At 27.7% G+C, this 22,610-nt stretch carries 15 protein-coding genes and 6 tRNA genes; 1 reads left to right on the top strand and 20 read right to left on the bottom strand.

What is annotated here, in order from left to right:
* Positions 1-4 precede the first annotated feature (4 nt).
* From potCD to SHELI_RS00645, 20 genes are all read right to left on the bottom strand, one after another.
* Complete coding sequence (gene potCD, locus SHELI_RS00735; RefSeq protein ID WP_069115874.1) at positions 5-3,127, bottom strand: spermidine/putrescine ABC transporter permease/substrate-binding protein; 3,123 nt, start codon at positions 3,125-3,127, stop codon at positions 5-7.
* A complete protein-coding gene (potB, locus tag SHELI_RS00730; protein WP_069115873.1) occupies positions 3,112-4,128 on the bottom strand; it encodes a spermidine/putrescine ABC transporter permease in 1,017 nt (338 codons plus the stop codon). Before potB ends, potCD begins: the two co-directional genes overlap by 16 nt.
* Positions 4,121-5,176: a spermidine/putrescine ABC transporter ATP-binding protein gene (gene potA, locus SHELI_RS00725; RefSeq protein ID WP_069117587.1), complete on the bottom strand. Its 1,056-nt coding sequence runs from the start codon at positions 5,174-5,176 to the stop codon at positions 4,121-4,123. Before potA ends, potB begins: the two co-directional genes overlap by 8 nt.
* 63 nt (positions 5,177-5,239) lie before the next feature.
* Entirely contained in the window at positions 5,240-5,365 is a 126-nt protein-coding gene (locus tag SHELI_RS06230; RefSeq protein ID WP_269745955.1) for a hypothetical protein, read from the bottom strand.
* Positions 5,366-5,447: 82 nt separating this feature from the next.
* Positions 5,448-6,284 (bottom strand): Cof-type HAD-IIB family hydrolase, encoded by an 837-nt coding sequence (locus tag SHELI_RS00720; protein WP_069115872.1) that lies wholly within the window; start codon positions 6,282-6,284, stop codon positions 5,448-5,450.
* A gap of 6 nt (positions 6,285-6,290) precedes the next feature.
* The gene (trxA, locus tag SHELI_RS00715) at positions 6,291-6,593 is read right to left on the bottom strand and encodes a thioredoxin (RefSeq protein WP_069115871.1); all 303 of its coding nucleotides are present in this window, start codon (positions 6,591-6,593) and stop codon (positions 6,291-6,293) included.
* A 14-nt stretch (positions 6,594-6,607) separates the two neighbouring features.
* The gene (locus SHELI_RS00710; protein WP_069115870.1) at positions 6,608-7,447 is read right to left on the bottom strand and encodes a Cof-type HAD-IIB family hydrolase; all 840 of its coding nucleotides are present in this window, start codon (positions 7,445-7,447) and stop codon (positions 6,608-6,610) included.
* Positions 7,448-7,556: 109 nt separating this feature from the next.
* Positions 7,557-7,641: transfer RNA gene (locus SHELI_RS00705), tRNA-Leu, on the bottom strand.
* Positions 7,642-7,645: 4 nt separating this feature from the next.
* A tRNA-Lys gene (locus tag SHELI_RS00700) sits at positions 7,646-7,721 on the bottom strand.
* A gap of 107 nt (positions 7,722-7,828) precedes the next feature.
* Positions 7,829-7,904, bottom strand: a tRNA-Thr gene (locus SHELI_RS00695).
* 8 nt (positions 7,905-7,912) lie between these two features.
* Positions 7,913-7,988: transfer RNA gene (locus SHELI_RS00690), tRNA-Val, on the bottom strand.
* 13 nt (positions 7,989-8,001) lie between these two features.
* A tRNA-Glu gene (locus tag SHELI_RS00685) sits at positions 8,002-8,077 on the bottom strand.
* Positions 8,078-8,084: 7 nt separating this feature from the next.
* Positions 8,085-8,160: transfer RNA gene (locus SHELI_RS00680), tRNA-Asn, on the bottom strand.
* A 177-nt stretch (positions 8,161-8,337) separates the two neighbouring features.
* Entirely contained in the window at positions 8,338-9,714 is a 1,377-nt protein-coding gene (locus tag SHELI_RS00675) for a lipoprotein (protein ID WP_069115869.1), read from the bottom strand.
* Positions 9,715-9,751: 37 nt separating this feature from the next.
* The gene (locus tag SHELI_RS00670; protein WP_069115868.1) at positions 9,752-10,444 is read right to left on the bottom strand and encodes a hypothetical protein; all 693 of its coding nucleotides are present in this window, start codon (positions 10,442-10,444) and stop codon (positions 9,752-9,754) included.
* Positions 10,445-10,459: 15 nt separating this feature from the next.
* On the bottom strand, positions 10,460-11,521 hold the full coding sequence (locus SHELI_RS00665) for a hypothetical protein (protein ID WP_069115867.1): 1,062 nt from the start codon (positions 11,519-11,521) through the stop codon (positions 10,460-10,462).
* Between the two features lie 2 nt (positions 11,522-11,523).
* Entirely contained in the window at positions 11,524-15,639 is a 4,116-nt protein-coding gene (locus SHELI_RS00660; RefSeq protein ID WP_069115866.1) for an ABC transporter permease, read from the bottom strand.
* A gap of 109 nt (positions 15,640-15,748) precedes the next feature.
* Positions 15,749-16,441: a hypothetical protein gene (locus tag SHELI_RS00655; protein ID WP_069115865.1), complete on the bottom strand. Its 693-nt coding sequence runs from the start codon at positions 16,439-16,441 to the stop codon at positions 15,749-15,751.
* Between the two features lie 95 nt (positions 16,442-16,536).
* Complete coding sequence (locus tag SHELI_RS00650; RefSeq protein WP_069115864.1) at positions 16,537-19,332, bottom strand: cation-translocating P-type ATPase; 2,796 nt, start codon at positions 19,330-19,332, stop codon at positions 16,537-16,539.
* Between the two features lie 159 nt (positions 19,333-19,491).
* Positions 19,492-21,096, bottom strand: a complete 1,605-nt coding sequence (locus SHELI_RS00645) for a TrkH family potassium uptake protein (RefSeq protein WP_069115863.1) — start codon at positions 21,094-21,096, stop codon at positions 19,492-19,494.
* Between the two features lie 198 nt (positions 21,097-21,294).
* On the opposite strand from SHELI_RS00645, the gene SHELI_RS00640 reads away from it, so the two are divergent.
* Entirely contained in the window at positions 21,295-22,275 is a 981-nt protein-coding gene (locus tag SHELI_RS00640) for an ATP-binding cassette domain-containing protein (RefSeq protein WP_069115862.1), read from the top strand.
* The last annotated feature ends 335 nt before the right edge of the window (positions 22,276-22,610 follow it).

The following is a 22,610-nucleotide window of genomic DNA, read 5'->3' as shown; positions in this document are numbered from 1 at the left end:
TTAACTAGTTTTTGGTTGCTATTATGTTATTAAATTTATCCACAAGGTAATTATCTCATGTTGTATCTAAATCAAATGGATCTCCATCATCAGTTGGTTTATATCAGTCGGCTAAAACACCTTCATATGGTGCATTTTCTACAATATAATTCAATGGAACAGTTGCTCCAGTTTCTTCAGCTATTTTTTCTTGAGAATCTCTTGTGTAAATGAAGTTGATAAACTTGTATGTTAAATCTAAGTTTCTATTGTCAGCACTTATTACTAAATTATCACTTCAAATATTTGTTTTTTGATTAATTGATTCAAAACCTTCATATTCTGCTGGTGCTCCTGGAACCATTGTAATTGATTCTAGATCTGGGTCCCCACCTTCAATTTTGTTTGTTACTCTCATTTCATTTGCTGATTCTTCAGCTTCAGAGTTTTCATCATTTCCTGAAGGATTATCTGAGTTTTCGCCTTCTCCTTCTTCTCCTTCGCTTTCATAATCTCCTGAATGAGCATAAATAGCATCACCATTATACATTACTGCAATATCAAAATCACCGCTATGTACTTTATCAGTTAATTGATCACCATATAAACCAACGTTTCTGTGTGCCAATAAACTTTTTACTTCTTGCTCTGCTATATCAATTTGCTGTTGTTTTGAAAGGTTATGGTTTGATTCTGATGGTTTAATAGCTTGAACTTGTCCAAATAGTTTTTCAAAAGCAAACATAAACTCATTTTTAGGATCTTCATTTAGAGTTAATCTAAATCCTTTATCTGCAGCTTCTCATAAAATGTTTCATGATAATTTACTTGAATCTGTTTCTTTAGTTTCTTTGTTATATATTCCTTTTGATTCTAACAAATCAACCATATCTGGATTATTCATGTTAAACACCATTCTAACATCCCCTCATAATCAAGGAATTCCATAATTTAAAATAACTTCACTAGTTTGATCTAACTGTGTTTTATTTAAAATATTTACAAGAGTGTCATTAATTTTGTCATAAGTTTCAGTTGGTTCAAAATCAGGGTTATTATCTTTATTTTCACAAGCTTGTCCATGTCCTGGATAGTTAGGTGTTTGTAAAGATGTGACTTTACATCAATCTATTTTTGCTAATTTATTTTCTTGTGCTAATTTTTTTACCATGTAATCACTTGGAACCATAATATCATAGCTAAAGGTATAACTTTTGTTGTATAAACTTTCATTTGAATCATATTGTTGATAGTTTATTTTAACGCCATTTTCTTTTTCAAAATCAGTTATTAAAGTTGGGTCAATGTAGCTACCTCAGTTACCGATAACTAAATCATAAATGTTATTTTTTATATATGCTGTAGTTAGTGCTCCAAAAGAACCTACTAATAAAATACCCATTGTAAGTCTTTTTCAACTTTTTTGAATTCATGGTTTTCTTTTTGCAACATATCCTTCAGCTGTAATGTCTGGAAAGTATTTTGCTTTTTTAGTGCTTATCTCTCCATTTAGTTTGTTTAATTTATCTTCTGCTTTTGATATTTTTGCATAGTATGATTGTTCAATCATACTATTTTTTTCGCTTCTTAATGCATTTAATCTATCTAATTCTGATTGATAATTTGCAGCGTTTTTATCTAATGCTGCAATTTGTTTATCAATGTTTGCTGCAAAAGCGATTTTTCTAAACACTTTATGTTTTTGATTTAATCATTGTTCGTGTTTTTTATCAATGTTTGAAATAATTGAACTATTCATATTTGCAAGTTTTGCAATAGCCTCACGAAGTTTTGCTTTATTAACCCCTTCGTTTAACTCTTTTTGTTTTTTAGTAAGATTTGCAATTTTGTTATTATATCATTCTACATCTTTATTGTCTTTTGAAAGTTTTGCAAGATCTGATTTTAACTCAGCAATTTCTTCTCCGATTTCAAGAGCTTTTTGTTTGTCCAACTCATCTCTTTCTTTAATTCAATCGATTTCTTTTTGATATTTTGTAATTTTGTGTTCTAATTTGATGCTAATTGCCTCTAATTTATAAACTTTTTTGTTATTACCTAATTTAGCAATTTTTTGCTCAATTTGTTTTTTCTTTTCTTTCAACTTGGTAACAATTGTTTTGTATCTAGTCTCAGATTTTATTTCGTCATTTAAACGTGCAATTTTTCATTCTAGTTTACTAATTTTTGCATTTAAGTTTTTACTATTTAATGCTTTTAATTGTAAACCATAAATTTTAAGTTTGAATCATTCCACAAAATTTCAACTAAATCTTAGTACATTTTGTTTTTCGATACATTTATTTCAATATGCAATTCTATTTTTTAGGTGATTAATTTGTTTGATTTTGTAATCACCTTTTTTAATTAACTCCTTAGTTTGTTTAGTTTTTTGGTCAATTATTTGAATTGTATTTCAAATTAATACAATTATTACGATTGCTACAACAACTAAAACCCCAAAAACATTAATGTAAGGTTGCATTCTTTTTGCTGTATAAATGAATGATGAAACGTTAGTTTGTTCTCCTCCAGTAAAGTAAGAAATAATAAAGTCATCAAAACTCATAGCAAAACAAATTGCAGCAGCTGTAATAATTGCTGGAGTCAAAATGGGTAGAACTATTTTTCATATTGTTTTTGTATTTGTTGCACCCAAGTCTCTTGAAGCGTCTAAATAGTTTTTATCTATTCTTGCCATAAATGGTAAAACAGTGATTATTACATATGGTACGTTAAATGAAACGTGTGCTGCTATAAGTGAGAAAATTCCAAACTTAATTCCAGCAAATACAAAGAACAACATTAATCCAACCGCTGTAATAACATCAGCATTTACAAGTGGGATATTTGCTATTCTAACTCAGCTCTTTGCAGGTTTTGTTTTGATTCTTGTTAAACCAATAACTGCAAGAACTCCAATCACAATAGATATCAATGTTGATACTATCGCGACAAACAATGATACAACTATTGATTTTATAAATGGTGAGTTTTCTAGAAATGTTTTATATCAATCTAGACTAAATGATTCTCATTTACTTACTGTATTGCCTGAGTTAAACGAAAACATTATCATTACAGCAATTGGAATGTAAATGAATAAAAGTATTAATGCAAAGTAACTAGATTTTAGGAACTTTTTCATTTTCTAGACCCCCTTACTTCAAATTTGTTTGATATTAATTTCATTATTCCCATAATAAAGAATAATAATATAGCCAGTACCACAGCAATAGTTGCACCAAAACCAAAATCTGTTCCTTTAAAGAAATAGTTTTCAATAATTGATGTTATTAAGCTTATTTTTCCATCACCCATATATCTAACGATTAGAAGTGATGTTGCAGCTTGAATTATCACCAAAGTAAAGCCGGCAAAAACTCCTGGAAGTGATTGTCTAAAAATTGTGTGTCAAAATGCTTTTGACTTACTTGCTTTTAAATCAAGGGCTGCTATGTAATAGCTTGGATCTTGATTTTCAATTGCATTATAAATTGGTGAAATTGCAAATGGTAAAAACATATATACCATTCCTAGAACTATTGCACCTGGTGTTCCTAAAAATGATGAGGCCACCACTGACAATAAACTATTTAAACCAATAATTTTTAGAATCATGCTTATTCAAATTGGTAGTGTAATCAATACTCAAATATTTTTTGCAAGCATTTTATTTTTTAGCTGAGCCATTATAAAAGCTATTGGGTATGCAAATACAACACATATTAAACTTGCAACAAATGCATACAATAACGAAAGACCCAATACAGCCATAATATTTTGTGAGTTAAAAAACTTTACAAAATTTTCAAAGTTAGCTTTAAATTTCATACTATTACCAGATGGATCAATTATTGAAAAAATAATTATACCCAATAACGGAAGCACAACTAAAAATATCATCACTATAAAAAATGGTAATAATATAGGTCATATTTTTCCCTTCAAAGCTTTAACAACTTTGAAGTTTGCTATTCTTTCTTTTAAAGGTGGTTTTTGATAAACAAATTCTGACTCACCTATAGCTTCAATATTTTCAATCTCTTCAAGTTCTGTCTCTACATCCACGTTGTCTTTGTTTTCAATGATATCTTCAACTAGATTTTCATCTTGAATTATTAAATCTTTGTTTTCTGAATTATTCATCAATTTCTTTTCACATTACATGGATGTCGTTAGGTCCTCATTTGATTGAAACTTTTTTATCAAAATCATGATACTCTGTAGTATGAACTTTGTAAATTCTATTATTATCACATTTTACTGTTATTTCATAGTGAACACCTTTAAAGATTATGTCATCAACTATTCCATCAAAATAGCCTTTTCCAGGTTCTAAAATTTTGATATCCTCAGGTCTTATGACAACATCAATGTTAGATTCATTTTCTCCATAACCTTTATCAACACAGTCAAATTCTAAACCATCAAATTTTACTTTTTGATCTTTAATCATTACTGCATCCTCAATTATATTTGATGTTCCAACAAAGTTGGCAACTCATCTATTTTCAGGCTCATTATAAATTGCTTCTGGTGTCCCAATTTGTTGTATATTTCCATCGTTCATAACAACAATTCTGTCACTCAATGTTAAAGCTTCTTCTTGATCATGAGTTACTAAAATAAAAGTAATTCCAATCTCTTCTTGTAAAGCTTTCAATTCATCTTGCATGTTTTTTCTTAGTTTTACATCAAGAGCTGACATTGGTTCATCTAAAAGTAGAATTTTGGGTTTCAAAATAAGTGCTCTAGCTATAGCAACACGCTGTTTTTGTCCACCACTTAACTCATGGATTCTTTTAGTTTCATGTCCTTCTAATGAAAACTTTTTGATGTATTTCATAACTTCTTGTTCAATTAAGTCTTCTTTCATTTTTTTGATACGAAGACCATATGCAATATTATCATAAACATCATAATGCGGAAATAATGCATAGTTTTGAAAAATTGTATTAATCGGTCTCTTGTTACTTGGAACAGGAGTTAAGTCTCTATCTTCAAATAATAAAGTACCTAAGTCTTGTTTTTCACGTCCTCCAATTATGTTTAAAGTTGTTGTTTTACCACAACCTGAAGGTCCTAATAAAGTAATAAATTCTCCTTCGTGCACGTTAAAACTAACACCTTTTAAAACAACTTTTCCATCATAACTTTTAGTTAAGTTACGAATCTCAAGTATATTTTTATCAATTTTCATTGGTGTATTTCTCCTCTAATAGACATATATTAAATTGTTATCGCGTAATCTTAATCATTACGCATTCAGGAGGAGTTGTTCAGTCTCTAAAATCTTTTCAAATCATTCAATTCTAGTAATAACAACATCAAGTCATTCTTCAATGATATATTGTGAAATATTTATAACTTCTGTTAATCTCATTGTTGTATTACCTCCGAATAATTTGTTCTTAATCTATTATAGAGTATTTTTTAAATTTAATAAATAAAAAATAAAAAAATGCTTATTCAGCATTTTCAAGTTCTTCTAAATATTCATAAATTTTTTTTGCTACACCAGATTTTTTATGATGTCCTGTAATATGATCTGCAATGTCTTTAATGTCTTTTGAAGCATTCTTCATAGCAACGCCATGACCAGCTCAAGAAATTACTTTTTTATCATTATCACCATCACCAAAATACATTATTTCCTCTTGTTGAATATTTTCTAGTTTTGCCAAGTCTTGTAAAGCATATAATTTGTCAACACCATTAGGATTAACTTCTAAATTAGCTGTATTTCCTGAAACATAACTTCAAGAAAATATTTCATAATTTCTTTTTTCTAGTTGTTTTTTTATTTTATCAACTTGTTTTTTCTTACCATAAATTATTATCTTATAAGCTTTTTGATCCATCTTATCTTTTTCATAAATTCTAATAGTTCTATGACTTATTTTTTTCATAAATCAAATAAACAGACCTTTATCTCTTATAATATATGCAATATCGGGGTCATAAGAATAAGAAAAGCAGTTTGCACCATTTTCTAAAACAGCATTATAAATATAAATTACATCCTCAATCGGAAATAAAGTTTCTTGTATTAATTGTGGTTTTTTGTTTTCATCATACTTATAGATAGCTGCCCCATTCATTGTTATTACATATTCTTGAGAATCTGCAACTCCAATTTCATGTGCTATTTCATCAACTCTATTCAAAGCTCTACCTGAAGCTATACAAATTTTTATACCTTTTTTTCTAGCTTCATTAATTGCTTTAATATTTTCAGATGAAACCTTTTTTTTCTTACCTAATAAAGTACCATCGATATCTAGTGTTATTAATTTAATCATATTGTTTTATTTTGCAAATTTTACTAAATCATCTTTACCTAGAGACCCAACGTGTCTATTAACTTCTTCTCCAGATTTAAATTTTAGTACAGTAGGAATTGATTGAATTCCATACTCATCTGCTGCCTCTCTCAATTGGTCAATATCAACTTTAATAAAGTTAGCATCTTTTTCGCTTTCTGCTACTTGATCAAATAGTGGTGCAAACATTTTACAAGGACCACATCATTCTGCAAAGAAATCCACAACTGTGTTTTCTTTTCCGATTTCTGCTTTAAATTCTTCGATTGTTGTAACTACTTTTGCCATAATTTTATCTCCTCTTATAGTATATTTTCATTTATAAATTTAGACACTCCATCTTCATCATTTGATAAAGTGTTATATTTTGCAAGTTCTTTTAGTTTATCAATAGCATTTCCCATAGCAACAGGGTATTGAGCAACCTTAAACATGGGAACGTCATTAAAACTATCACCAAAACAAAATGTTGAAGTATTAGTTTCATTTCATCCAAAGTGTTTTAAAATAAACTGAATTGCTTCTCCTTTATCAATTCCTTTAGGAGAAAGATCAAATACTCTACTTGTATATTGTGCAATACTTAATTCATTATCTACAAACTCAAATTCTTTATAAAATTCAAGTTTTTCTTTTTCTGAAGCATTGTTGTCTAATATTATTGTTAAGTGACTTATTTTGTTTCTTATATCTTCAAAAGAAGTTATAACTACATATTCCACTTGCATAACATCACTTCAATGACGAGAGTTTTCTCCATCACCATATACATATGTTGCTTCATTTGAGAAGTAATGTACTTTATACTTTCCTATTTTACCATAAGTTTTATCAAAAACTTTTTTCAACATTTCATTACCAATATATTCTTCTCTTAAATATTTATTTGTTGAAAAATTATAAATATGTGTTCCATTATTCGCAACCGCTATTCCTCCGGTTGTATCTAAACCAAGTTTTTTTGCTTGTCTAAAAATACCATCATAAGTACTTCTGGCTGTAATGGTAATAAGCTGATGACCATTTTCATGTAGTGCTTTTGCAGTGTTTATTAAGTTATCGCTAAATTCATTATTTGATTTAAGTGCTGTTCCATCTAAATCACTAAATACAATTACTTTTTCTTTTAAATCTTTTTTCATTTTTTCACCTGGCCTTATTATACTAAAATAGATATTTATAATTTTAACTAAATATATTTTTTATTGTAAAAAAAATCTTAGAAAATTTCTAAGATTCAATCTTCATAAATGGTCCGGGATAAGGGACTTGAACCCCCACGTGTTACCACGCCAGATCCTAAGTCTGGTGCGTCTGCCAATTCCGCCAATCCCGGATAATGGTGTCCCGTATAAGACTCGAACTTATGACCCACTGGTTAAAAGCCAGTTGCTCTACCGACTGAGCTAACGAGACAATGTAAACAAAATTATAATAACATAAAATTTTTAAACTTTATAAATCTTTTAAATAAATTGCTATAAAAAAACAATCCCAAATGTGAGATCGTTTATATTCACAACTGGTGCTGATGATAGGACTTGAACCTACAACCTACTGATTACAAGTCAGTTGCTCTGCCAATTGAGCCACATCAGCAAAATAAATGGTGGAGTGCGACGGGCTCGAACCGCCGACCGCCTGCTTGTAAGGCAGGAGCTCTCCCAACTGAGCTAGCACTCCACAATAAATAATATGGTAGCCTGTACGGGGATCGAACCCGTGTATGCACGGATGAAAACCGTGTGTGTTCACCGCTTCACCAACAGGCCATAAAAATGGCGGCTTTTGCAGGACTCGAACCTGCGACCAACCGGTTAACAGCCGGTTGCTCTACCAACTGAGCTAAAAAGCCATATAAAAACTACTTAATCATAATAGCATACATTATTAATTAAAATCAATATATTTTTCAAAAATCTTGAAACGAATAATATAGCCAAAATTAATAATACTATATTTTTTATATATTTTGCATTTTTTTTTATTTTTTTCAATAAAAAAAACTAGCTAAACTAGTTTTTTCAAAAAATTATTGTGTAATGTTTATTTTAACTGTTTTTTGAACACTACCGTATGTTAATGTTATGTCTGTTGAACCAACAGCTTTAGCTTTGAAAGTAACTGTTCATCTTTTAGAGTAATCTGCATCGTAATCTGCAATTAAACTAGTTTTATCTATATATTTTTCTCCATCTGTAGTTATAGATGGTACAAGTTTGGTATTTGCAGAAGGATAATAAATTTGTATATCCGCTATATCTGTACCATCCTCATCTTGTTTGCTTAATTTAACATCTACACTTTCAGGTACTTCTCTAATTTCTGGTGTTAAAGTTGGTTTACTACCTTGAACTGTCAAAGATATTGCATCATTTGCTGCAAATGCTTTTCCATCTCCAGCAGCTTTTGCAAGTTGAGGGGCAAATGTATTTAGTCACATTGAATCGTGTGCATATAAGTTTTCTGACCCTGGTATAGAAACAATTTGGTAATTTTGATCTCCGTCTACAGTCAATTTAGTGAATTTTATAAAATCTTCTTCTGAAACTTTAGATTTAAAATCATCTTCAAATGATGAATATAATTCTTTTTTTGCTATTTCAAAGTTATTTGTTGAATCAGATAATGATTCTCCTTTGACCTTAAAATCTTCTTTACTTTTATGAGCAGACTGTAAAGTTACTCTATCATCCAATCCAACTGTATAATTAAAAGTAAGTTTTTTTCCTAAAAATACACCGCCTAATTGAGGCATTTCATTAATAGTATAAGTTGTATTTGTCAGCTGTGACTCAACCATCATTGCTTGCAATCCTGAAATTGCAATTACTTGTGCTAATGGTTCGATTACTGGATTTGCCCCACCAATTTGCTCAAATATAACTGAAGCCAGTCCCATTTTATTACTTGAATCAGCAAGTAAATCATTATATTTTTCATAAACAACTTTTGGTAATTTTAATACACCCACATTTTTATTTTTAAAAATTTGATCTGGATCTAATTTTGAATTTAGTGTGAAAGTTTTGGTTCCCAATGCCTTTTTTGAATCATCTTTTGCAGTAATTGTTGCAACCCCAGCTGCGCCCTTTTCTCCTTGTGAGTCAATTTTAATTGTCACGTCATTTGTGGTTAAATTTTGTCCATTTAATTGATCAAATGCATATAAAACAGATTCTTCAGTTATTACAAAGCCGTCTTCTCCGGGCGCTTTATCACGGTTATAAACTCCGTTAACTCTATTTCCTACAATTAAGTGATCAACTTGTGTTTTTGATAAGTCAAAAATTGTTTCGGTATTAGTATCGTTTGTTTTATCTTCGGCTTTTTTGTTACATGCAACAGCAACTGATCCAGCACTTGCAACCAATCCAGTAGCTGCTAATAAACTTAATAATTTTTTCATATAATTTTCTCCTCTTTTTCTTTATTTATTTTTATTATTAATAATACAAATAAGTTAGAGGTGGAGTTGTCGCCTTCTTATTATTATTCAATAAAATTGAAAAATAAACATTTATTTTTAAAGAAAACAACATTCTTTCTTTTCTTATGAAATTCTTTGTTGAGTTTTCAAATTTTATATTTATATGCTTAAATTTTGTTTCTAGTTCACTTACAGTTAAAAATCGTTTACAATTTTCTAATTCATGAAAGATTAAAGATTCCCCTATTTTTTCAAGTTCTTTTCTATAAAGAGATGTAAATACTATATAAGAAATAAATAATATTAAAAAACTTACTAAAACTAAAATACTTACTAAAAATAAAGTTATCATAAAGTTTAAATTGAAGTCTATAGTCTTAATATTTAAATAAACAAATAATTTATATGCAAGTATTGGTAAACAACTAACAAATAAAATACTTAGCTGTTTGATTGACTCTCATTTAAATAACCATTTTACAGAACTAAGAGTGTTTCTATTGGTTCCAATTTTATCTATTACTCTAAAAAATTCAGTCAAAATTGAAATCGAAAGAATCATTAGGAAAAACACTAATAAAATTGTGTTTGCCTTATCAAACATAGAATCAAAAAAACTATTTTCGAAGAAAAAACTCTGTATATTAATTATCAAATATAATACAGATAATGATATATAAAGTTTTTTAACTTTTATCAAATAGTTCATTTTATCTTACCAAAATTACTCTTGAGTTCCTTTCAAATAACGATACTTGAATGTTACTGGGTCTTTTTGGTCCATAATGTAGGAAACTTTATCCATAACATCTGGATCATTACTTGGTGCTGACTTATCAAAGGGTTTAAAAGAAATATCGATTTTAAAGTCTTTACCCTTTACACTCCCTTTGTCTTCGTCTTGTTTTGGTTCAAAATTCGATGAATTAATGTCATTTACAAGTATTCATCAACAATCCACTGCTGATGCAAAATTTTGTATTATAAAAACCATCAAAATTGAATAAATATTTTGGGAATTTACAACTCCTAAATTTAGCGACATACTAGAGCTGCTTGATTTATTGTCTTTGTAAAGCTCATCTAAACTAATTCCTCTTTTTTTAAGTGAATCATAATTAAATGGCACAACGATATATGTAACATTTATTTGTCCATAAAAGTTTTTAGGCTTGGCTTGTTCGCTAAAGTTAGGGGTTTGATCATTTATTTTGATTATTGAGTGATTATCATCATTTTCAACGTATTTGTTAATGTCAATTAGCTGATCTGCTATTTGATCTAGCATATTTATCATTCCCAAGTTTGCTTGCATTAAACCAATCAAAATAGTTCTTGGTCTTCTATCATGAATAGTACCAATCGATAGTGAAGTAAACAAATCAGCTAAGTGTAGTGAGTTTCTAATTGTAATTGTTGCAGTTATTTCATCTTCAGAGTTATTTTTGTTTGTTATTGTTCAATAATAAACTCCATTTCTGAATAAATCATCATTTAAACTAATAGGTAATTTATTTTTATTAACTTGATAATCAATTTGACTTAAATCAAAACCACTTTTAGTTAATAAATCATTTATTTGATTATAAAAATCAATATTATATGTGATTTTTTGAATATTTATAGAATCTACCTTAACTTTTTCAAAACCTTTTTTTTGAATAGGTAGTATTGGAGCTGGTCTTTCAATTTCATCGATGCTATTTTCTTGTTTATTGCATGATATTGATGATAACGGAGATATCAACAGTGAAATACTAGCCATGATTGTCATTAATTTTTTCATAACTAACCTCCTTGCACCGCAATTAGCATACTTACTTTTTTAAGTGCATTTCAACTAATAATAACACTTAAAAAATAAAGTAGTAGAGTACCTAGTACTCCAACAGCTAAATACCAAATATAGAAATTAAAAGGCAATAAAATGTTTGCAATACTTACACCCATTACGCCTGATAGTGTAAATCATCCAACAGCAAATCCTAATAAGGCTCCAAATATTGCAACAGGAATATACATACCAACAAATACACCAAAAATGTATTTTTCGCTATATCCCAATATTTTCATAACAGCAATAATTTTTTGATTTTTAAATATTATTGAGTTAATTGTTAGAAGTATGGCAACGCCAGAAATTAATAGAACTATTCCCAATAATATGTATATTATAGCATTTAATGTTTTATTAATTCTGTCCAATATATCGATGGCGCTATCATATTGTCAAGCATTTTCAATTCCTGACTGTGCTAAAGCAGCATATGATACAGATCTATTTCCTGATATTGTTCCACCTTTTAAGCCAAATACAGAGTAGTCACCATATCTTTGAATTGTTGTAATTCCCTTAGTTAAGTCTGTAAATGATTTGTCTGTTGATATTTTATAATTGAAAACTGGGTATTCATTTTCAAACAATTTTAAGTATTCGTTATTTTCTTCTTTTTCTTTTGTTCATTCAACAAAATCTTTATAGTTGCTTTCATAATTATCTGATTTGTTATCGTATGATTGTAGTTTCTGAATAAACTCACTAACAGACTCATTTCTCTGTCCAACTGGATTTAATCATTCTTTTATAAATACACTAAATAAAATTGGCTTAATTTTGTCATAATTACTAATTATGTTAGCTTGATCATTATTTATCCATGCTTTTGACTCACCGTATTGTTCTGCTATGCCAACAATATGATATGTATTTTTAATACTTTTATTAGCTATTTTAACATTTCCTTGTTGAACCAACTTAGACATATTTGTTGGTGAAACTGAGTTATCACTATTTAAATCTATTTTTGAATAGTATGGTAAATTAGCTTCTTTATCATTAGCGCTTTCATCCTCACCGACATATTTAAGTTCTTTATTAGTCCATCCTTTTAGATCGGAATTTAATAGCGAATTTTTATATATATTTTTTGAACTTGTGTTTTTTGTTTCTTTATCTTCGGCACTTATGGTTGTTGTATCTCAACTATTAACATCTAATTCTTTGTCATTTATAGATAAATAATCAATTATATTCTCTATATCTATGTTTTGTCCTATACCTAAACCAAGCTTTTTAGCTAACGTTTGATTGATTACTATTGAATTATCATCATTTAATTCACTTATTAAATCATTATTTTTTTTGTCATATAATTTTTGATAACTTCCATTTTCCACTCCATATATATTAAAACTTTCACCATTAAATATTGATTTTATATATGTTCCTATAAAATCAGTGTTTTTATTAAATGGAGTCAAACCAAATAAAACATTAAATTGACCATTATCTTTGTTGAATTCTTTATTTATATTTTCTCTAACTGTTGTTGGGGCACTTGTATACACTCCTTGCAGAAATGCTTGTTGTAAGTTATCTCCAAAAAATGCAACTATTCAGTTGTATATTTGTCCACAAAGTTGAACTTCATCACTTAATCAACGATAATCTTTTTCAATATATTGATATAGACTTTTTTCTAAGTCTTCATCATCGGATATTCTTCCATCATCATCTAGTCTAATCAACATAGATGTGTTTGCAAAATTCATAAACTCTGCATTGCTTATTAAGTTATTATTCTTCCCACCATTTCGATCGATTATATTGTAGGTTGCAATTTTTTCAAAATAGCCATCTCTTCTAATATTCAATCCAATTGTGTTTCTGTATTTTAAATAAAATAATCTTAAATTTTCTAAATCGTTGACATTTTCTTTTGATTTAACATTATCAAATAAAACATCCATAAATGATTGCTTACTTAATAATCAATCTTTACGTACATATTTAAATAAATCTGGCCACAAACTATTTGTTAAAGATGCAAGTAAATTTTTGTTGTTACTTCCAGATAATTCTAATTCTTTTCTTTTTAAATAATCTAAGTTGATATTTTTATAAGTTGTGTCATTTAATTCACCCAAATCATTTGAAGGTGTAAATAGACTTCCGCTTATTTGATTTTTAGCATACATATCTACTAGCTGATCAACTGACATTTCATCAACGTTTGTATTTCCAACTGATGGATTATATGTCTTATAGAAAGAAGTTGGAGAATTGTATAGCGGTGAATAATATTCTAATTTATTATCATATTCATCACCGTTAAACATATATGTTTTATTATCTTTCATAACCTTTGGTATTATAGTTCCCACTGTTATCATTGTTGAACCTGCAAATAAAGCAGCAGCAACCGCAATTATTTTCATTATTGAACCAGAAAAAATTGCACCAGAAAATCTTTGATTAAATTTCTTTTTGTTTCTAACAACGGCTTTTTTAACAATTAAATTAAATTTATTAGTTGAGTTTCTACTTTCAAAATTAATCATTTCTAATGGCTTGAATTTATTAAACATTGTTCAGTAAGTTATTAAAGTTATTAATTCTAATATTAAAAATATACCAAAAATAGCAAAAACAAATGTTTCTCAGTTAATAATAAAGGCTGTTATTTGAACAGAGAAAAACTTCAAAAATATATTTACTATAATTTGCTGAATTGGTATACCTGCTGCGTAACCTAAAACCCCACCAGTTAAAGCAATTATAAGCGGGTATAAACTGCTTGAAATAATTAATTGTGATTTTTTATACCCAAGTGAAATAAGAACACCCATTTGAGAAAACGATTTTTCAATTTGTGATTTTAATTGTGCAACCAAAATAATTACTCCAATAAGTAAAATTACTGCCATTAATGAGTATAAAACTACATTGAATAAAGTTATCACTGTATGATACATTGTTTCTCTAGAACTCATCAAATAATTTTTGTCATTAATTTGTGTAACTAATTTTTTATCTGGATTTATGTTGTTTTGATAAAATGATTTTAAACCTACTTTTTGTCCTTCATCAAAATTAGAAATATAATTATTTAAAATGTTAACACTTGATGAGATATCATTAGATTTCGCAAATTTACCAACAAAGTATACTTCTTTGTCGTTGCTTGACATAACTCTTAATTTTTCTTCGTTTGAAGTTCAATTGTCTCTATACCATATTTTTAAATCACTATAATCTGTTAAACCAAAGTTATTTTTGGGAAAAAGAGTTTCATAATATCCAGTGTTTATACCAAAATTTAAAGGATTTACATATACTAAACTTTCATTTTTAATATTTGGCAATACTTTTGTACCATCAACAATTGGTGCAACATAGTCCGCTGATGATCCAAATCCAACAACTTGGAATCAATTTTGAGTGTTGTAATCAGAATTTTCAAATCAAGTATTAATATCTTGTTTGGCATAAGGTGTTAAATCCACTTTTTCTATTTCACTATCTTTTACCAAAACACTAGTACCGTAGTTATCATCTTCTAACCTAATAATGTCATTTATTTTAATGTTATTTTCATTAGCAAATCTTTTATCAATATATGCTCATCTAGTTGATAAATTGTTTGTTGCTAAAGTATATTGTTTTCATGTATCAATACTCATACCTTCCTCAACAACTAATCTATCAACTTGTTGGTCTGGATTTAAAGTTATTGTTTTAAAAGTTTTGCCTGATGATAAGGAAAAAGTTCTAGCCTCTACTCTATCGAAATAAAATTCATTTTCAGTGTTTTTAAGCTTATTTTCTAGATAAGAAAAATATAAATTGTCTCTAATTTCAGAAACACTAACATCCTTGAATGGATCATCATTACTTTCAGAATTAAAATTTGAGTTAGATAAATCACCAACAAAGTCATGAAGATTACTATTTTTTTCAGATATAAAGTCTTTGTAAGATCCATTAATTCTTGTTGTTGCTGTATAACACATTGTAAAAATTAATGACGTTACAAATATCAATATAATCACAGTCACAAACTGAATCTTGTTTTTAAAAATATTTGCTATAGAATTTTTAAAAAATGGTTTTTGTTTTCTCATACTTTTAAGGTTTTATAAAATTATAAAACTTTCCTCCCATATAATCTAAATTTAATATACAAAAAAATATAATAATTAAAATTTATATTTGTTAATTATTAAAAATGTATTATATAGAGTTTGGTGGTGTTGTGGCCTTTTTGTTATTATTCAACAATATAGAAAAATAAGATTTAATTTTTAAAATATATTGATTATTTTTACCAAAAATATTTATTGAGTAAGATTTTGTTTGTTCAAAGTCAAGACCATCTTTAATTTGAATTAAACTTTTTCTATTGATAAACCTTTTTTCTATATCAAAATTACTTAAAAAGATAGCTAAATTATGTTCTCTAAATTCCTTAACATTTGCTTTTAAAAATGAAATATAAACTATAATCATAACCAATGAAGTTAGAGTTAATATAAGAGCAAGTGAAGTAAATCCAATAAAGACAAATAGAATACTAAAGTCACCTTGAAATAGAGCAATATTTAACACAAATGTCACTGATTTAAAAATAACAAATGGTATTAAAAGTGAGGTAAAATTATATATGTCTTTTATATTTTCTCTTTTTACCAGTCATTTGAATGAAATAATTTCATTTATATTTAAGTTTATTTTTTCAATGAACTTAGAAAATTCCACAATTAAAAATATTAAGATTGAAATTATTAAAAAGATTAAAATAAATATTTGTATTTTATCAATAAATTGACCTATCTCTGTAAAAAAAGCACCAAAAAATTGAACATTTACCAAAAAGTAAAGTGCTGTAATTAAATAAAAACTTTTTTTAAGCTTATTGAATATCATAATTACGCCCCTTTAATATATGTATCATTATAAAGATAACAGAGACAAAATCAAGTTAATTAATAATATGAATATAAAAAAACAGCCTTAGCTGTTTAATTAATTTTTTTAGAGTTATTTTGACTTTTACACATGATATAGGTAATCAATCTATATGAAGATCAAATGCAAATAGGTACAAGTGCAACAAACAAAATATAAATCAACAACAAACAAATATCTAGATCAACTGTTTTAAAATCAAAAAACTCATTCAATGCATCAAAAGGTAACATTGTTAAAATTGTTAATAATATGGCGACAAACATAAGAATCAATAGTCATTTATTTGGTTTGTATTTATCAACAATTGTAACTTTATGTGCATTAATTATTGGTAAAAAACGATTATTAAACAAAATTGCGTAAAAAATTGGTGAAAACATTATGACAATATAAACACCACCCTTAGCATAGTCGTGAATTAGTTTTGTATCTTGTCCATTTAAATAAATATGAGTTATTCAATAGCTTAAAACAGCAAACAATGTATTAAAAAAAGTTGTTAAACATATTTGAATTATTATACCTTTAAGCAAACTCTCTTTTTTATGAGTGGGAGGAGGGTTTAACATAACCCCACTTCTCTCTCTTTGCATACCAATTGGAATTGCAACAATTGTTTCCACAACAAATATGTGAAACAATACGTTAACTGAGTTTAAGGCTGTTGTTTGGTAAATCCCTAATATCAATAAAATTGTTAACACTTGACTTATATTTGCTGCAACCAAGAAAGAAATTGAGTATTTTATTTTTTCATAAACGTTTCTTCCTGAATTTATCCCAGAAATGATTGATTTAAAGTTATCATCACTTAAAATAACATCACTCACTTCTTTTGAAACTTCAGTTCCAGTTATACCCATAGCAATTCCAACATCTGCCTTTACTAGACTTGGAGAATCATTTACACCATCTCCTGTCATTGCAACAATATTACTGTCTGCTTGCAATATATCAACTATCATTGCTTTATGCTCTGGATTTACTCTGGCAAAAACGTTTGTGGTTTTAAGTTTTATTCTTAGTTCTTCTTCACTTAAAGTAGATATATCTTGTCCAGTTATCACATCTTGGTGTTCTTCATCTGCAATACCTAATCTTGAAGCGATTTCAAAAGCAGTTACTTTGTGATCACCTGTAATCATAATTACTCTAACACCTGCATCATGTGCTTCTTTTACAGAGTGAGCAACCTCTTCACGAGGAGGATCAATAATTGCGACCAAACCAATAAAAACGAGTTTATTTTCAAATTCATCATCTAGGTCTTTTAAGTCTTTTTTGGCAAGACCAAGAGTTCTCATACCTTTTTTTGCAAAAATCATAAGTTGAGATTTGATATTTTCAATATCTTTGTCTTCGATTGGTCTAACCTTGTCTCCTTCTAAAATATGTTTACAATTTGGAAGTAAATAATCCATCGCCCCTTTTGTATAAGCAACTATGTTACCATCAACTTCACATACTGTTGACATTATTTTTCTTTTAGAATCGAATGGAATTTCATCAAGTCTTTTGTTTGTTTTTCTCAAGTTTAAATAATTTATTTTATTCGCAATCAAATACTCTATAAGAGCTAGTTCTGTAGCACTTCCGACTTTTTCTTTTTTTCTACCTATAAAAGCGTCATTACAAAGGGCCATACAATTAATCAAGTCATTTTGATTTGTAATATCATACTCTTTCAAATCTTGCTCTTGACCATGAACATAAAGACCATCAACAAACATTTTGTTTTGCGTAAGTGTGCCTGTTTTATCTGAACAAATAACATTAACATTACCTAGTGATTCAATTGATTTTGGTTTTTTTATCAAGACATGTTTTTTAGCCATTTTTTTAGTAGCTACCATTAAACAAATTTTTACAATTATTGTAAGTGATTCTGGAATAACACTAATTGCAGAAGATACTGCAAGTAACATTTGTTTGTAAATACTTTTCATATCCTCTGGAAAATCAGCCCTATTTTTTAATGAAAATGCAACTCCAAAAATTAAAATACCTAATATAACTGAAACAATACCAATAAAAAATGTTAACTTTGTTACTTTTTTTTCTAAGGGTGTTTTAACTCTTTTTGATTCACTTATATTTGAAGCTATTTTCCCTATTTCAGATTCTTTACCTGTATTAAAGACAACCCCAACCATTTTGCCCTCAACAACAAGTGTTGACATAAATGCAATATTTTTTTGATCTCCCAAGACAATCTCTGCTTCTTTTATAATATCGTCTACTTTTTCAACAGCCTCATTTTCCCCTGTCAAAGCAGACTCATCTACTTTTAAAAGTTGGTTATCAATAATTCTAGAGTCAGCTGGCACTGAATCTCCTGATTTTGAAAAAATGATATCTCCCGGAACTAATTCCTCAATATCGATAGTTGTTTTTTTACCATCTCTTAAAACTAAGGCCTTTTGCTGCTTTTCACTTAAAGAAATCTTTTGATTTTCAGACTTTCATTCTTGAACAGTTGCAATAAATGAGTTAGTTAATATTATTACAACAACAATAACAAGCCCTGCTTTATCTGCTGGTTGAAAATCATTTGATACTAAACCAATAATTAATGATGTAATACCAGCTATTGCCATCATTATTGATAAAGGGTCTAAAAAACTTTTTAAGAATATCAAAAAAATATTTGGTTTTTTAGGCTTTGGAAGTATGTTCTTACCAAACTCTTCCAACCTTTTTTGAGCTTCTTTGGTTGATAAACCAGTATTTTGATTGGTTTTTAATATTTTTAAAATACGTTCATTTGACAATGTGTGTCATTTTTTTTCGTATTTCAAAAGAACTTCGGAGAGTGGTATCTCCTTATTGTTTAAATTTTCTTCCATACCTTCACCTTTTCTAATACTGTGTATACTCAATAGATATTACAACTTTAAAAAAGTGTGTCAACTCTTATGTAAATAAAAGATATAAAAAAACCTTTTATTTAAAAGGTTTTTTTATATATATTTATATTGAAAATTTTTTTACAAAATAAAATAATTTTATCCAATAGTAACTTCTTCTTCCAGATATGTGTAATTCTGTCTATTTTTAGGTTTAACAAATGCTAATAAAGTATTTGAAATACCCAATTGCCCAATAAACATTGTTAATACAAGCATTATTTTACTTATAACTCCCATTGCTAAAATCTCAGAGTTATTAAAAGGCTGGAATCCAACAGTACCAAATGCACTACATACATAGACAATTAACTGAATTATCGTGTATTCAGTATTATCAACTTGCGCTTCTCTATCATATAACATCTTGTTTGAGTCTAAATAGACAACAAATATACTTGTTATAACTATAAAAAATGATAAAAATACAACAGCAAAGCTTCTTTTGACATTTTCGTCTGGAATTTTCTTTTTGAATGCTTCTACTGAATGTTTATTTAAAATAATTGAATATATCTCTAAGAAACAAATTGCAAATGTTGTTGTTCTAATTCCTCCTGCAGTAGAAGATGGAGCTGCTCCAATAAACATTCATATAGCCATAATAAATTTAGAACCTGCCGTGAAATTATTGACATCAACAGTGGAATAACCTGCATTCCTACAGGAAGTTACGTTAAAAATGATGTCAAAGACTCACGCTTCTGTTGGCTGTTTTATTCCGTTTGGATACATTATGTCGCTATTTTCAACTGTTAACATTTCTGAAAGAACAACTAAAATTGGTCCTAAAATTAATAAAATTAAATATACAACAAAGTTTAGTTTTGTAAATAATGAGAATCTAACTTTTTTCCCTAACTTTCTTGCTTGAATTTTTCTTTTAATATCATGATAAGTGGGATATCCAAGACCACCAATAATTCATTGAAGCATAAAAATTACTTGTAAAAAATATCCTCTATTTTGTACTTGATTATATGGTTGAAGTGATGAGTTTGAAAGTATATCAAATCCAGCATTATTAACAGCACTCACTGAGTGAAAGATAGATGCTCACAATGATTTTGAAAAATCTTGATATGGATTTGTTATATCAAAACTTTTACCAGCATAATTGTATTCAGCCATTGGTGTAAAATAGAAACCAAAAAATAATATAACACTACCAAAAATTTCAATTCCAATTAAAAAAACAAAACCATCCCTAATCATTTCAACAGCATTATTGACTGTTCCTGTTCCTCTTTCGGTTTTGGCTACATATTGATCATTTATTGATATTTTTCTATTCAATAAACCCAATATTACGATTTTAATAGTAAGTAAACCAATTCCACCAATTTTAATCATTATTAAAATTAAAATTTGTCCAATAAAACTATACTGAGAATTGGTTTGTAAAATTGTAATTCCTGTATCAGATATTGCACTTGATGCCGTAAACATACCAGTAATGAAGTTTCATTCTGATTCTTTATCAATTACAACCCCTGGAATAGAAAGTAAAAATCCCCCAATTACAATTGCAGTTAAATATCCTATAATGATCTTTCCACTAATTTTTGACAGAGGTCATCAAGATTTTAATTTTTGAAAAGTTGTTTTTTTAGAAACTTCCCTTTCAATTTTTTTTGTTTTTCTTATCAGTCTTCTATCTTTTTTTAGCTTTTTTTTATCCTGTTGTTCATTTAGAGGTTTCATTCTTTACTCTCCCATATAAAACTATTAATTATTATACAATATTTAAGAATTATGAAATAACTATCTTTTAAAGTTAGAATTTATTTACATTATTTTCTGAGTAATACCCTTGTTAAATATGCATTTTTTTGGTACTATTAGTATTGATATAATAATAAATATTTCACATGTGGATTTAGTAAATGGGTGGTGATTTGTGTGGAAGAAGGTATTATCGAATTTAATAATTATATCAAAAAGTTTAGAACGACTGTAGTAGGTCCGCTAAATTTTTCATTTGAAAAAGGTAAAACAGTAGCTCTTTTAGGTGCAAGTGGAAGTGGTAAATCTGTTGTTATTAAATCTATTATCGGGGCTATAACTAGATATAAAGGACAAATTAAAGTTTGTGGATTTTCTAAAAAAAAATGAAATTCATATAAAGCAAATAAATTCATAAGTTTTTATACACAAATGGAGTTTTCTTTATGTGATATGACTCTTATGACATACTTAAAAAATATGTGTATAGTTCTTGGTGTTAGAAAAAAAGATATTAAAGAAAAGATAAATTATTGATTAGATTTTTTCGATCTTAAAAAAGATGCAAACAAAAAAGTAAAAAACTTTTCTTGGGGTATGCAAAATAGATTGAGTTTGATCATTTGTGGTATAAAAGATGCAGAAGTTGTTATTTTAGATGAGCCTGGAGCAAACTTAGATTCAGGTTGAAGAAATAAAATGAGAAATTTACTTATAAAATATAAAGAGATGGGGAAAACTATTTTAATTACATCTCACAACATTGATGAAATTAATGATTTAATTGATTATTATGTTATTTTAGAAGATGGCACACAAGTATTTGCCGGATCAAAATTAGATTTAAATATGTACACAAAATATAAGATTTATTTTTATGAGGATTTTGACTATGAACCATTTCAAGAGTTTTTAAGAAGTAAAAATATTAAAGTTTTTGAATATGATAAACTTGAAAAGTCAATTGTGTTTGCTACAAACACAACAAAAGAAATTAACTGAATTTTTCTATATCTTATTAAAGTTTCTACACCTATTCAGAACTTAGTGAAATTACCTGTTAATATGGACTCTATTTACAAAGCTTTGAAAGATAAAGAAAAAAAAGAAAATTCTAAAATAGTAGAAAACGCTTCTACTGAAGAAGCTCAAAAATAAAAGTTATTTAAAAATTTAAAATAAAAATCTCCATAGGAATTTTGTATGGAGATTTTTTTATGTTTTCTATGAGCTTGAAATTAATTAGAAAAATTTATGTGACAAAAACTATTGAATTAGTGTTTACATGTTTATTTTTTTTAATTTATATTTGTTTAAATACCCTTATTCTTAATAGTCCCAAAAGAGGTTCATATGACCTATCTTGGTAATTATTTTTTCTTTATATATAAATACTTATTACATTATTACTGAACAAGTTTTTTAAACTTATTTTGTATACACAATTTACATTTAGGACTATTATATTTTTTCAGCAGTTAGCAACTTCATTA

The sequence above is a fragment of the Spiroplasma helicoides genome (genome assembly GCF_001715535.1).
GTDB lineage: Bacteria > Bacillota_I > Bacilli_A > Mycoplasmatales > Mycoplasmataceae > Spiroplasma_A > Spiroplasma_A helicoides.
Note: the sequence above shows the minus strand (reverse complement) of the source record. Positions and strands in the feature narration are given on the sequence as shown.